Origin of the sequence: Chitinophaga sp., assembly GCF_017745275.1 — a bacterium.
Lineage (GTDB): Bacteria > Bacteroidota > Bacteroidia > Chitinophagales > Chitinophagaceae > Chitinophaga.
The window spans coordinates 347,479-362,267 of the sequence record NZ_JAGHZS010000010.1; the positions used below are offsets into that span (position 1 = coordinate 347,479).

9 protein-coding genes are annotated in these 14,789 nt (G+C 49.6%); 8 read left to right on the forward strand and 1 reads right to left on the reverse strand.

Annotated features, from left to right (window positions below):
- Positions 1 to 167: 167 nt before the first annotated feature.
- Positions 168 to 773, reverse strand: coding sequence for a Crp/Fnr family transcriptional regulator (locus tag J7623_RS27940; RefSeq protein ID WP_291927329.1), 606 nt, complete (start codon positions 771 to 773; stop codon positions 168 to 170).
- A 111-nt stretch (positions 774 to 884) separates the two neighbouring features.
- On the opposite strand from J7623_RS27940, the gene J7623_RS27945 reads away from it, so the two are divergent.
- The 8 genes from J7623_RS27945 (at position 885) to J7623_RS27980 (ending at position 14,734) form a co-directional block, all read left to right on the forward strand.
- The gene (locus J7623_RS27945; protein ID WP_291927332.1) at positions 885 to 1,580 is read left to right on the forward strand and encodes an HAD family hydrolase; all 696 of its coding nucleotides are present in this window, start codon (positions 885 to 887) and stop codon (positions 1,578 to 1,580) included.
- Entirely contained in the window at positions 1,577 to 2,203 is a 627-nt protein-coding gene (locus J7623_RS27950) for a chloramphenicol acetyltransferase (RefSeq protein ID WP_291927335.1), read from the forward strand. Before J7623_RS27945 ends, J7623_RS27950 begins: the two co-directional genes overlap by 4 nt.
- Positions 2,204 to 2,310: 107 nt before the next feature.
- Positions 2,311 to 2,907 carry a sigma-70 family RNA polymerase sigma factor gene (locus J7623_RS27955; RefSeq protein ID WP_291927338.1) on the forward strand — a complete coding sequence of 199 codons (597 nt, stop codon included), beginning with the start codon at positions 2,311 to 2,313 and terminating at the stop codon, positions 2,905 to 2,907.
- 76 nt (positions 2,908 to 2,983) lie between these two features.
- Positions 2,984 to 4,171 (forward strand): FecR domain-containing protein, encoded by a 1,188-nt coding sequence (locus tag J7623_RS27960; RefSeq protein ID WP_291927341.1) that lies wholly within the window; start codon positions 2,984 to 2,986, stop codon positions 4,169 to 4,171.
- Between the two features lie 160 nt (positions 4,172 to 4,331).
- Positions 4,332 to 7,667, forward strand: a complete 3,336-nt coding sequence (locus J7623_RS27965; protein WP_291927344.1) for a TonB-dependent receptor — start codon at positions 4,332 to 4,334, stop codon at positions 7,665 to 7,667.
- An 11-nt stretch (positions 7,668 to 7,678) separates the two neighbouring features.
- Positions 7,679 to 9,067, forward strand: a complete 1,389-nt coding sequence (locus J7623_RS27970; RefSeq protein WP_291927347.1) for a RagB/SusD family nutrient uptake outer membrane protein — start codon at positions 7,679 to 7,681, stop codon at positions 9,065 to 9,067.
- Positions 9,068 to 9,088: 21 nt separating this feature from the next.
- Positions 9,089 to 11,221 carry a T9SS type A sorting domain-containing protein gene (locus J7623_RS27975; RefSeq protein WP_291927352.1) on the forward strand — a complete coding sequence of 711 codons (2,133 nt, stop codon included), beginning with the start codon at positions 9,089 to 9,091 and terminating at the stop codon, positions 11,219 to 11,221.
- A gap of 3 nt (positions 11,222 to 11,224) precedes the next feature.
- Positions 11,225 to 14,734: a hypothetical protein gene (locus tag J7623_RS27980; protein ID WP_291927354.1), complete on the forward strand. Its 3,510-nt coding sequence runs from the start codon at positions 11,225 to 11,227 to the stop codon at positions 14,732 to 14,734.
- The last annotated feature ends 55 nt before the right edge of the window (positions 14,735 to 14,789 follow it).

A 14,789-nucleotide genomic window follows, 5' to 3' on the forward strand; every position in this document is an offset into this window, starting at 1 on the left:
CAGGGGCACAAAAGGGTGTTCATGACACTTGTTTTGAGTGGTTATTTTGAGTGGTCCTGGTGTTACTTGGGTGAAATAAAATAAGGTCATTTTTATGACCTGGCAAAATTAATTTCGGGAATATTTATGCAACCGATGGCGGGATTATGGCAGGTGGGGTAGAACGGTTATTCTTCAAACCGTTTTAAAATATTTTCCAGTTGTTGTTTGGTTAAATCGATATGTAACCCGGTGGTATGCATGATGTTCCGTTCTCTTAATTCTTTCAGGGTACGGTTAAAGCTTCTGACAGAAATGCCCAGGTAGGCAGCCATATCTCTCTTGGCCAGCAGCAGATGTTGATCGGCTTCCAGGGTGAGCAGCCGGAGCAGGGCGTATTCCAGGGGGTATAGTTGCTGATAGGAGGCGCGGATGCAGGTTTGACTGATACGCGTGGCCAGCTCCTGCAACAGCAGTTGGTTGAAAGTAGGGTTGTTTTGTACCAGCGCCGCGAATTGGGAATGCGGAATGGCATATGCCTGTACCGGTGTAATAGCTTCAATATTACACAGGCAGGCACCTTTGTTGATCGCTTCCAGTTCTCCGGTGATTTCTCCTTTACCCAGGAATTCGAAAATATAGTCTTTCCCGTTATCTTCTGCTATGTAACACTTGGTGATACCATCGAGAATCATATATACATGCCGGATGGTATCGCCCTGCCGGATCAGCCGCGCACCGGGGGCAAAGGATTTTTGTACTACCGCCGGGTTATTGACGGCATATGTTTCCATAAAATTTAAAAATTCCTGATTCGTACGTAACATATCTCCGGGTTGGGACAATTGTCCCGTTTAATTCAGTGGTGCGGTTTATTTTTGCATCCGTAAAATGTAAAAATAACAATGATCAATCATATTAGCGTCATCGCCTTTGACGCCGACGATACACTTTGGGTAAATGAACCTTATTTCCAGGAAACAGAAGCCCGCTTTTGCAGCCTGCTGGAAGACTACCTGCCGCATCATACCGTGTCGCAGGAATTATTTAAAACGGAGATGGCTAACCTGCCTTTGTATGGCTATGGCATTAAAGCCTTCATGTTATGTATGATAGAAACGGTGCTGCGGGTAACAGAAAACACGGCCCGTCCGGAGATATTGCATAAGGTGATTGAATACGGCCAGGAAATGCTGAACAAGCCCATAGAATTACTGGATGGAATAGAAGGCGTATTGCAGGCATTGTCGGGGAAATACCGGCTGGTAGTGGCTACCAAAGGTGATCTGTTAGACCAGGAACGCAAGTTGAAAAAGTCCGGTCTCGAACATTATTTCCATCACATAGAAATTATGAGCGACAAAAAAGAGGCGGATTACACCAAATTGCTGAAGCACCTGGATTGCCGTCCGGATGAATTCCTGATGATCGGCAATTCACTGAAGTCGGATGTGATGCCGGTACTGGCTATCGGGGGCCATGCAGTACATATTCCGTTTCATACCACCTGGGCACATGAGCATGTGGATGCCACTATTGAAGATCCCCGTTTTTATCAATTTACCACGGTAACAGAACTATTGCCACAGTTAATAGCATGAAACAATTATTAAACCTGGATACCTGGCCAAGGAAAGATCATTTTCAATTCTTTGGCCATTTTGAAGAACCCTTTTTTGGCGTTTGTGCAGAAGTAGATGTAACGGTGGCCTATGAGCAGGCAAAAGCCACGAATAGCTCCTTTTTTCTGTGGTACCTGCATAAATCGCTGGTGGCGGCTAATGAAGTAACGCCCTTTCGTTACCGGATCGTTGATGATGCCGTATGGGTATACGACGATGTACATGCATCGCCTACTATTAACCGCCCGGATGGCACCTTTGGGTTTGCCTACATGGATTACTATAAAGATTTTAATGAGTTTGCGCTACACAGCACCCGGGAAACAGAACGGGTACGGAACAGCACCGGCCTGGTACCTGCGGTATCCGGTGAAAATGTGATCCATTATTCTTCTATGCCCTGGATTAATTTTACTTCCGTATCTCATGCCCGTAGTTTTTCTTTTAAAGATAGCTGCCCGAAAATTGCTTTTGGGAAGATGACTGCCAAACACGGGCGGAAGGTAATGCCCGTATCTGTACATGTAAATCATGCGCTGATGGATGGTTATCATGTAGGGCAGTTCTTGGAAATTTTCCAGGAGCAGCTGGATCGCCAGTGACAACGTTTTTAGCCCCAAAAACGTAAAAGCGTAAAAGCGTTTTGCAAATTAGCGACGGTTGTATTATTTTCATGTATTACTACCCGTATGACTAACTGCTACAACCATTGATCCACGCTAATGAAAAGGCATTATTGCTCTCCGTTGCAGCCGGAGATGAGCGGAGCTTCCAGGTGCTGGTACAGCAATACTGGCCGCAGGTGTATGGTACAGCCCTCCGGCTTACCCGGTCACCGGAGCAGGCCAAAGACCTTTCCCAGGATATCTTCGTGAAATTATGGAATAGCCGTGAGAAGCTACCGGAAGTGGAAAACACCGGCACCTTTATATATGTGTGTGCCCGCAACCTGATCATGGATCATGTGCGGAAAAAAGTGTTGCATACGGATAACCTCGACATGCTGACGGATCACCTGGCAACAGTATCTTTCAGCGATGCACAGAGCAGCCTGGAATACAAAGAGCTGGAGAAAATGCTGCTGGCTGCCATTGAAGAGCTGCCGGAAAAAGTAAAGCAGGTATTTGTATTGCATCGTTTTAATGGCCTGAGCCATGTACAGATCTCCCAACAACTGAATATTTCCGTAGTCAGTTCCCAAACCTATATTGTCCGGGCTTTACGTAGTATCCGGGAGTACCTGCGCCATCATGCGGAGGGCGTTTTTATCTTGTTACTTTTCCTGTCAAATTATTTTTTAGGATGACTGTCTTACCCCTGTTTTATTTTTCGTCCTTATAGGAGAGGGGAAGTTACGGCGTCGTTAAAATCTGCCACCACGTATGTCTGACCAAACATTTGAAGCATTATTCCATCAATATATGAACGGCGGGTTATCTGCCGAAGCGCTGCGACAGTTCAGGGCCATGGCCATGCTGCCGGAGAATAAGGCGTTGTTATCGCAATTGCTGCAAAATGCTTTTACTGATCCTGCATTTGCGGAGCGGGCAGATTATGATGCCGCAGAAATGGCTGCTGAGATTATCGAAAAGGTGCGGCAACAGGAAGCAATGAACCCGGTGATTCACCGTTTGAAAGCACCATTAATTTCGCGTTCCTGGTTTAAATACGCGGCTGCCGCCGTCCTCTTTGGATTGATATTTACGATGAGCTGGCGATGGTCTTCACGCAAGCCAGGCCGTACACCAGTGCTGGCGGGGCAAACTTTGCCTTCCAATCATCCGGTGTTGATTTTGGGAGATGGCTCCCGCATATCGCTTGATAGTGCCGGTACAGGCACTATTGCACAACAGGGCAACACGCAGGTAGTGAAGCTGGCCAACGGTGCATTAGCTTACCATGCTGCTGCAGGCCAGGATGGCGCCACCATGTTTAATACAATGCAAACGCCCCATGGTAGCCAATATCATCTTACCTTACCTGATGGTACAGAAGTATGGCTCAACACAGCTTCCTCCATCCGCTATCCTGCCGCTTTTACAGCAGATACGAGGAAAGTGGAAGTATCGGGAGAAGCCTACTTCGATGTGGCAAAAGATGATAAGAAACCATTTGTCGTGGCTACCAAAGGCATGGACATACAGGTGTTAGGTACCGCGTTTAACGTAATGGCCTATGCCGATGAAGAAACCATAAAAACCACCCTGGTACAGGGGGCCGTAAAAATAAATGCCAGCATGCTGCTGCATCCGGGAGAACAGGCCGTATGGCACAGCGTTTCCGGTCAGTTACAGGTGCGTCAGCCGGATATGGCCGAAACACTGGGCTGGAAGAATGGAGAGTTTTATTTCCGCGAAACCGATATCCGCAGCATTATGCGGGAAATTGCCCGCTGGTATGATGTGGAAGTGAAGTACGAAGGAGATCTGTCTTCTGTACAACTGTCCGGTATCATTGCCCGCAGCGCACCGATTCCACAATTGTTGAAAGCACTGGCACTAACCAAAATCGTTCGTTTTAAGATGCAGGGAAAAGTAATAACTGTATTGCCTTACGAGGCTGCCAATTAAATGATCATCTAAATGAAATAATCCATGACCTGATTATTGCAAGCATACACCACGTATACGCTAGCTGAAAAACCGTGCTGAGGGCCCTCGGCAGGGGAATAGCATGCTAACCGCTTCCACGAGTTATGATTACTAACGTTTAAATCCACGACCGAAAAATATGAAGTTCCTTACCCTTGGTATGTGCGCTGTGATAAAGCGACTGCCGGCCAAATCGCTATGGATAATGCTGATCGTAGCACTGCTGCCCCTTTGCAGCGATGCGCAAAATGTTACCATTGCCGTTAAAAATGTGCCGCTGGAAAAAGTATTCTCCCTGTTTAAACAACAAACCGGTTACTCTTTTATCTGGAGAGGACAAGCATCTCCGGCACTCAACAGTGTATCGCTGGAATGTAAGAATGAACCCTGGCAGCAGGTGCTGAAACCCTTCCTGGACAAGCTTTCTTTGCAATATGAAGTGGCGGATAAAATTATTGTGGTAACGAAGAAAGAAACGCCTGCATCCAATAAAAGTGAAGGGGAGCGCCTCACGGTATCGGGTAGCATTGCAGATGAAAAAGGACAGGTCTTACCCGGTGTAACCATTCGTGTAAAAGGCACCGCCATTGGCGCCACCACTGACGGACAGGGAAATTTTTCGCTGGCCGTTCCCGGTGAAAACAGTATACTGGTATGCTCCTATGTAGGCTTTGAATCAAAAGAAGTTATCGTGATTGGATCTCAATCCCTGCGTATTGTGCTGAAGCCACAAAGCGCGTCGCTGAATGACCTGGTAGTAGTGGGTTACGGTACCCAGCAAAAAAAGAATGTCACTTCCGCTATCACCTCCGTGAAAGGAAGTGAGCTGGCAGGTGTGGCAGTGACCAACCTGGATGCAGCCCTGCAGGGAAAAGCAGCCGGCATGCAGGTAGTACAGAATTCCGGTGCACCCGGCGATGAAACGTATATCCGTATCCGTGGTAACGGCTCCCTGTTCGGGGAAAACCGCCCCTTGTATGTGATCGATGGTGTGCCCATGAGCAACCTGCCCGCCGCACAGTATGGCATCTCCGGGGATGGGCAACGCATTACCACCACCAATAACATTAATCCCAATGATATACAATCGGTGGAAATTTTGAAAGATGCGGCCGCCGCCGCCATCTACGGCTCCCGTGGCGCCAACGGGGTCATTCTCATCACCACTAAAAGAGGTACTGAAGGGAAGTCACGTTTTAATTTCAGCATGTACACCGGCGTGGCAGATATTCCCAAACGGTTGCCATTGCTCAATGGAGAACAGTTCGTGGAGCTGTTTAAAGAATCGCGGGTAAATGCCGGACTGGCGCCCGATCCGGCCATCGTGAATACCGGTCGTAATACCAACTGGCAGGACGCTATTTTCAGATCTGCGCCTGTTTCCAATTATAATTTATCTATCTCCGGCGGTAATGGTAAAATGTCGCACTACGTATCATTAGGCTACCTGGATCAAACAGGTACTATTGTGGGGGTACAGCATTTCAAACGCTACAACGCACGCGTGAATTTCGATTTTGCCGCTTCTGATAAACTGAAGATTGGCGTCAACCTTACAGGCGTACGCTCTATCAATAACCGCATGGACAACAGCTTTTCGGGACAGTCTGTGCTGGCACTGGCGCTGATTGAAAACCCCAATGACCCGATTTACAATCCTAACGGTACCTACTATACGGATCCCAACCGGCGGTGGACTAACCCTGTCATGATTGCGAACAACCTGCGTTTTCAGTCGATCGTCAACAGCTATATCGGCAACGTGTTTGGAGAATACACCATTTTACCGGGGCTGAAGTTTAAAACCAGCCTGGGCTTCGACAATCAACAGGTGACCGACGATCGCTACCAGTCCAAACTGGTGAACAATGGCTCCGCTGCTACCGGCTTTGTATCTGTATTTACACAGTTTTTATGGGTGAATGAAAATACCCTATCGTATGTGCCGAAGCTAAAAGGAAAACATAAATTAACCGCTTTGCTCGGACAAAGCGCACAAGAGGCCAGCGTACGCAGGATCGGGGTATCCGGCAATACCAACTCTACAGATATTATACAAGCTGTTACCGGGTTTACGTCGCTTTCTTCACCCATAGACTACCGCTCGCAGTGGGGACTGGTATCTTATTTCGGCAGGCTGAGCTACAACTATGACGATCGTTACCTGCTGGAAGGAGTGGCGCGCACGGATGGCTCTTCCCGTTTTGGCGCCAATAAGAGATATGGCTTTTTTCCTTCCATATCCGCCGGCTGGCGTATCATCAATGAAAATTTTATGAAGCAGCAACGCTTTTTCAACGACCTGAAACTGCGGGCCAGTATTGGTGTTACTGGTAATAACGAAGGGTTGGGCAACGATTTCCCCTCGCTGGCTACTTATTCTACCGGGTATAATTACGGCACAGAAGCCGGGATTGCTGCTACCTCTTTATCTAACGTGGACCTGAGCTGGGAAGCCACTACAGCTACCAACCTGGGCCTCGATGTCAGCTTCCTGGACAACAGGATTAATGTAACAGTAGATGCTTACCGTAAGTTAACCAACCGCCTGATCTTTAAACTGGATCTTCCCTATAGCTCTGGCTTTGCACGTACCAATGGTGCCAATATCGGGCAACTTATGAACAAAGGATTGGAGATTGCCATCAACACCGATAATATCCGGGGCAAGTTTACCTGGAGCACCAATTTTAACCTGTACTTCAACAGGAATAAAATTACGAGCCTCCCTGAAACTATTGCCGGTGACCCTTCCAGCTCTGATTTCACAGAGAGCTTACCGGGTTCTTTCTCCACCAGTTTGCCTACCAGCATTTTTCGTGTAGGCGAACCTGTTGGTTCTTTCTTTGGCTATCGTAGTAAAGGGGTAGACCCGGCTACAGGGAACATGATGTATGATGATATTAATAAAGATGGAAAAATAACGGCAGCAGATCGCGTGATTTTAGGAAATGCGTTGCCGGATTATACCGGTGGGCTCACCAACACCTTTGGCTATAAGGGCATCGACTTCAGCTTTTTTTTATACTGGTCGTATGGCAACAAAGTATATAATCAAACACGGAGTATGCTGGAGCGTATGAGCAGCTACAATAACGGCGACGTACGTACGCTCAACAGGTGGACGCCACAAAATACCATCACCGATGTGCCTAAAGCGGTTTTCAATGATCCTACCGTACCGGGTAGCCTGACCAACGGTGAGGTATCACATCGTTTTGTAGAAGATGGATCGTTCATTCGTATGAAGAATATTACGCTCGGCTATGCGTTCCCATCTTCCCTGATGAAAAAAGCCCGGATGAGCAGCGCCAGGGTGTATGTGAGCGCACAAAATCTTTTCCTGGTCACCAATTATTCCGGTCTTGATCCGGAGTCGCAGAACCAGTCGGTGAAGAATTCGCAGTTGGGTATCGACTGGGCAGTACAACCACAGCCCCGTACTTTCCTCGTTGGATTAAATGTGAACTTTTAAAAGTAGTTGCTATGAAAAATTTACGACTCATCTATATCCTGATATTATTTGCTTCCTGTTCAAAAGTACTGGACCAGGTGCCGGAGTATACCATTGCGGATGAAAATTTCTGGCAAACCGGCAACGACGCAGAAGCTGCTGCAGTAGGCATTTACCCCGCTGCACAAAGTTTGGCGCAACAGTTTCCGCTCGCCTTTGATGCGGCATCGGATGCTACTACGGCACTGCTGATCAATTATAGCCCGTTTACAAATCACGGTATCCCGGTAGATAATGCCATTGTAGCGGCGTATTGGCAAAATAATTATACCGGTATCGGCCGGGCCAATGATTTGCTGAAACATGTACCAGCTATGAAAGACAGCTTGTTTGCACCGGAACGTAAACAACAGCTGCTGGGAGAAGCATATTTTTTAAGGGCGTATTTTTATTTCAACCTAGTGAAAGCCTATGGTGGTGTGCCTTTGGTATTGGAGCCGTATACCTCTTTTAACGCGGACTTCACCGCTCCCCGCAGTTCGGTAGACAGCGTTTTCAAACAAATTATTTCGGATCTCAAATTAGCGGAAACGATGTTGCCGCCAACGTTTGCGGCAGCGGTATCTACGCGTGGGCGGGCCAGTCAAGGCGGCGCCAAAGCGTTACTGGCGAAGGCTTACCTGAGTATAAAGGATTATAATGCAGCGGCAGCCAAAGCATTGGAGGTGATAAATAGCCCGGTGTATAGTTTGGTAAGCGGGAGTGCGGCGTATAGTGGCATGTTTGCTACCAGCGGCAAAAACAGTACGGAATCCATTTTTGAAATACAGTACGTAAGTGCATCCGCACAGAGCAATGGCCTGTTTAGTTTTTATGTGCCGGTAAATGGCATTCCGGCGGGCTTGCAGCCGGGGAGCTACCAGGTAGCGCCTACTGATAAAATCATTGGCGCCTATGAAGAAGGGGATATCCGGAAAAGCGCAGCGCTGGCCTTCAGCACTGCTACACCTGCGCTGCCTTATGTAAATAAGTATACCCGTTTAAGCAATGGTACAGAACCGAACATCATTGCGCTGCGGCTGGCGGATATTATGCTGGTGAGAGCGGAAGCGCTGGACCACCTGGGCCAGACCGCTGATGCCATTGCCCTGTTGAATACGATTCGTCGCCGTGCATTTGCCTTGCCGTTGGATGCCGCTTCTCCGCACGATTATCCTCAGGCAGCAGAAACCAACCTGGCGTTAGCTATCGAAAATGAACGGTTTAAAGAACTGGCTTTTGAAGGTCATCGTTTCTATGACCTGGTACGTACAGGCAGAGCCGCAGCAGTGTTGGGGATTACAGAAGATCAGGCTTTGTGGCCCATTCCATTACGTGAGATCGGGCGTAATCCGCGGCTGGAGCAGAATCATGGCTATTAACATCTCTCAAAAATAACTTCAATGAAAACGATTATTACCATTATCGCAGCATTAACCTGTGTGGGTACAGCCCATGCACAGTATACTACCACCTGGGTAGGCAATACATTTCCGGATGTGGCCAATCATGTTGGCAACTGCGCCCGTTCTATGTGGGTGTCGCCGGAGGGGATCGTATATACGGCCTCGATGTGGGACGAGAAAGGACGCAATATTGGCATTTATCAAAACGCCGCTACGCTGGGATCTATGGGTGGCAACAAGGAATCGCAGGGCAGTGCTATTGGTGGAAATGCTACGCATATATTCACGGCGCAGCAGGCCCCCAATTATGGCAAAATAGGGCGCTATAACCGGGCTACCAAAACCCGTGACCTGCTGTTTACCGCCAGCGCCGGTACAGCAGATGCAATACAAGGTATTGCAGTAGCGGGAGGCCGGGTATTTGTCAGTGATTCTGCCGGTAACCGGGTAGCGGTGTTTACCACCAGCGGCGCATTGATCCGTCAATGGCCCGTGAGCAGTCCGGGCGCTATTGCGGTAGACAGTGCAGGTGCCGTATGGGTGGCGCAGTTGAATGCTGGTCTGATCCGGCGTTATGACAGTACCGGTATAGCCGGCACCGTGATCTCCATGGGAGCAACGGCCCGTCCGTCTGCCCTGTACGCCGACAGCGCCCGCGGGCAGTTGCTGGTAGGAGATCAGGGCCCCGATATGAATATCAAAATTTACACGGGTCTAACGGGAACGCCTGTACTAAGCGGTACTTTTGGTGTAACAGGTGGTTACCTGGATGAGAGCAGCGGTATTCGCGGAGCTACGGGCGACAAGCGCTTTACAAGGGTGGTGGGTATTGGTCGGGATGCCGCCGGTAAGTTGTATGTACTGAACAATCCCTGGGGAGGTACCTGGGACCTGGGTCGTAACGGCGCTACCGATATCCATTGCTATAGCACTACCGATAGTTTGTTGTGGACATTGCAGGCACTGAATTTTGAAGGCGTTGCCGCAGCGGATGCGGGTACCGATGGACAATTATTATACAGCGGCAATCTTATCTATTCCTATACCGGTACAGATGGCGGCACTTATGTAGCCAATACGGTAGATCCCTACCGTTATCCGCAGGATGCACGCATACAATGGGGCGATCATGGGCGGGGAGAGCATTTCGGGCACCTGGCTAATGTTGGCGGGCATCGTATACTGGTGGCCAATAACCAGAATGCTGATGTGTTTTATACGTACTACTTTAATCCTGCTACGGATGGCTACATTGCTATTCCGGGAGATACCATTTCAAAAGTACGTAACGGCTTTTGTCTGGATTCATTGGGAGATATCTGGATCTCGCAGGATAAAACCAATGCCATTCAGCATTACCCGTTAACCGGTTTTGCGGCCAATGGCAAACCTATCTGGGGGCCCGTGATTTCCACACCAACACCCACCTCTATTGCCCGGTTGAACCGGCTGGAATATATTCCTGCCAGCGATATGATGGTGCTGGCGGGCGGAAACACTGACTGGACACTGATTGGCAACCGCATAGAAGTTTACCGGGGCTGGGTGGCCGGTAATCGTGTACCCAATACCGTTATTACGCTCAGTCGCGCCCAGGCCAAGTCGATGTCTGCCGCCGGCAACTATCTTTTCGTAGGCTACTATGCCATTCCGGATATAGATGTATTTGATTTGAGCACAGGCGCATTGGTGTTGACGATGAACAGCAGCAATCCTGCTGTGTATGTAGGCAATGACGTGGATTCCCAGTATGGTATCAAAGCCTACCATCGCAGCACTGGGGAGTACTACATCACCAAAGATGATTACAATGGTAACAAGGTGGTGCTATATATCTGGACACCCGCAGTATCGCCGTTACATGCGTTAGCTACTGCTAAGCCGGCACTGCGCGTATATCCGAACCCGGTAGGGAACGTATTGTATGCGGATTTGAAAGTAGCCGGCGCAAAACCTTGCCTGGTCAGCATCTTCGATCTGAATGGTAAAATAGTAAAACAGGTGTCGGCAAAAAGTACCTCGCCATTGAAAATAGATATCAGCCAGTTACCTGCCAATGCCTATATCCTGGTGATCACAGATGCGGCCAACACAAGGATGTTTGGACAGTCGAAGTTTATAAAGCAATAAGTAATGAAATACAGATGGATAATAGCGCTGATACTGATCAGTGCAGGCAATGCTATGGCACAAATGAAGGCGCCGGAAGAATGGGTGAACTATGAAACGGTGATGGGGGTACGAAATCATCTTCGGCAATACGATTACTCCGTAGCATTGGTACATGCCACGGAACCTACCAATGTGCTGTGGCCGGGAGAGCAGCCCAGGTATACTATACAGGTGGTAAACCAGTTGAACGGGCCGCTGGTAGCGGAAGGAAATATTGAGCTGATCAGCTACGGCACCAAAGGACGCCCCGGAGATATCTGGCTGCCGGAAATGGAGAAATTTGCTACCATTCATACGTACCCGGTAAAGGTGAATATTGCGCCCAAAGGATATGTGAACCTTGACAGTTCCCCGGAGATACCTGCCCGTTTCGGAGGTTACGCGTTGGTGCTGGATTTAGGTAAACATGGTCGCCGCTTTATCACCAGCCTGGTACGTACTTTCAAAGCCAATCCTGAACGGATACAATATCCGAAGCAGTCGCTCGACGACATGGGGCCCGACTTTCTCCAGCGGGTAGGTGTACAGGCCATTCGCATGGGCGTGGATTACACGCCGGTTACCGCACCGGACTATGCGGAAAAAATGGCGGCCATTGACCGCAAATTAGCTGAATATAATCGCCGCAATATTACCGTATTACTGATGTTTGGTGCGGGTACAGGTCCGCAGCCATTGGACAGGCCCCGGTCATTTCTCGACACCGCCGGCGTGATGAAAAAAACAAAACTGGATTATGTGTGGTTGCCTTCATCTGACGGTGACTTCAAAACATTTGTACAACGGCTATGTGAAAAGCATGGCTGGCCCCGGGGGCCCGTAACGGCGGTGTCGTTATGGAATGAGCCCTGGGAGGGATTATCTATTTCCGGCTGGCAGTCGGATATTCCACGTTATCGCGAAATATATACGGTGATGGCAGCGGCCGTACTGGAAGCGCGCAAAAAAGGGGCGGATGTGCTGGTAGGTGGCGGCGACTCTAATTCCAATGCCTGGGATAAATTGTTTGCAGATGGGAAAATGACATTCCTGCCCATCTTCGATTTTTGTTCCATTCATTACCAGGGCATGGAGTCGCCGGCTATTTACCCCGAGTGGGTAAACCGCAAATCCCCCAGAGGCCGCGTGAAAATATGGGATACCGAAAGCTGGGTAGGCAATACCGATGATCGTATAGGCCTCACCGTAGCCACCAACCGTGCCGCCGGATATGACCGTTCGATGGGCATTTATGCAGGTTATATGTACTCCGGTGGGAGGGGCAGTGAACATTATACACAGCAGATCAAAACACCAGGTGGTGTAAAAGTGATAGACCGGATTCCGGCTACCTGGTCGCCCGCCGCCGCTTTGGGAGCAGTGCAACACCTGGTGGGAGAAAGGAATTTTAACCGCCTGTTGTTCACCAACGGGCTGCCCTGGATCATGGTATTTGACGGTTTGCGGCAGCAGGCAGATGATGGTACAGTAGTAATCAGCGGTGACATCGGGGAAGCCTTTGGGCCGGAGCAGGTACTGTTTCGCGGTGTAAGAGGGTTGGGACAGCAGTTGGCAGATGGGTATCCACCGCTTACCGGTGGCCGCCTGGTGCTGCCCGCCGCTAATTTTCAGTTGTACGATTTTTACGGGAACCAGTTGCCGCCGGTAGCTGGCAGGCTAACGGTGCCATTGAACAGCCAGGGATATTTTTTACGTACCAATGGATCAAAAGGATCTTTTGCCCGGCTGCTGGCAGCACTGGATACCGCGCGGATAGAAGGTTATGAGCCGGTGGAAATTATTGCGAAAGATATGACCGCACCTATCGCCCAACAGCCGGTGATGATGCTGCAATTGACGAATATCCTCAATCGGCCGGTCCAGGGGCAACTGCGTGTTAGCTTAGGCGCATTACAATTACAATTCCCGGCCCGGGTGAAACTAGCTCCGCATGAAACGAGCATGGTACCCGTGAAAATAACCGGCGGGGAAGCCACCGTGAACAATACTTACCCGCTATCGGTTCATTTAGATGCCGGGGAGGATGGGGTGGCCATGCACCGCGAAAATATGCATGTAAATGTAATCTCACGGTTAAGCATACACGTAGATGGGCAGTTGGACGATTGGAAAACTGCATTGCCCCAAACGGTGAGCAGTAGCGGCGCAGCATCGGTTACCCTCACGGAAGCCGCCTGGTATCCGTTCAAAAATTTTGACACCAACGCTAATGGCTATGCCAATGGCTACGTAGCCTATGATGATCATTACTTTTACTTTGCAGCCAAGGTAGCCGACAGTACGCCTCATCCCGGCACTTACCGGTTTGCATCGCGGCCTGATGATGATTTCTTTTACCCGGATACCGCCTATGCCATGGATATGCAGCGCGCATTACTCAGTAAAGAAAGCAGTGTGCCGGCAACAGATAGCAGCGCTTTGCAGCTGCCTAACGGCAACGGGCGTACGATGCATTACCTGGAAAGCAGCGACAATACCAATGCTTTTGCTATCGACCTGGATCTGCCCACGCCCGCGCAGGTGGCGCTATACCTGCCCAATCTCCGTGTACCGAATGTCACATTGGAAGTATACAGTGGTGGTAAGCAACTGTTGCAACGGATGGTTCCTGATCTGTGGAATGGGGCCTGGGAAGTGTTACAGCTATCCGGGAAAGTAAGGATTGTATTGCGCAGCCGCGATTGGTGGTATGCTGTGAAACTAGGGGCCCTGCTCTTCGATGACGCCGCGCCGGGCGCCGGTCCTTTTGTGAAAGAAGACCTGGACACCCGCGGTAACTGGAAAGGCGTGTACGGGAAAACGGGACACTACATTGTGGGAACTACGCCTGCATTACCAGCCGGAGTACAACTGCATGTGGTGGAGGAGCCCGTGAAGCTGCCGCTGGTATGGCCTGCCGGCGTGCGTCATTATACCTATCGCAAAAACCCGGTAACGCCGGATAATTCAGGATTGGGCTACTCATATGATAACGTGTTATTAGCTTTTAACGTATTGCCCGAAGGAAAGGATGGGATGATAGCTTGTCCGCCTGGCACCATGCCCCGCTTCACGGGTTATAAATGCACCGACTATGAATATGCTTTTAACCAGGTAGCACCGGAATATGGCGGTGGAACGGAAATATGGCGGCTCCTGGCGCCGGGGCTCAACCGGAAGCACTTCTTTCCACGGCAGCCTAAATCGGCCGGAGAAGGGCCGGTGAAAGGCGGCCAGTTGGTCATCCGCAGGGAAGGGAATACCCTTATTACGGAATGCGCCATTCCCTGGGCGGAATTGCCCGATGTAAAAGCGGCCATCGATAAAGGACAACGGGTGAAGTTATCGTTTCGTGTTAACGACAACGGCGCGCCGGGGAGTTGCATGGAGCTGGCGAAAGAACGGAGTGTGTCGAAACGGAATGCGCGGGCATTTCATCCGGACTGGAAAGCCCATTGGGCCAATGAAGTAGAATTTGGTACAGGAAGATAAATACCGTCGGATAAAATAATATCCCCGGAATGTAGCAGAAATGCCACAGTAATGC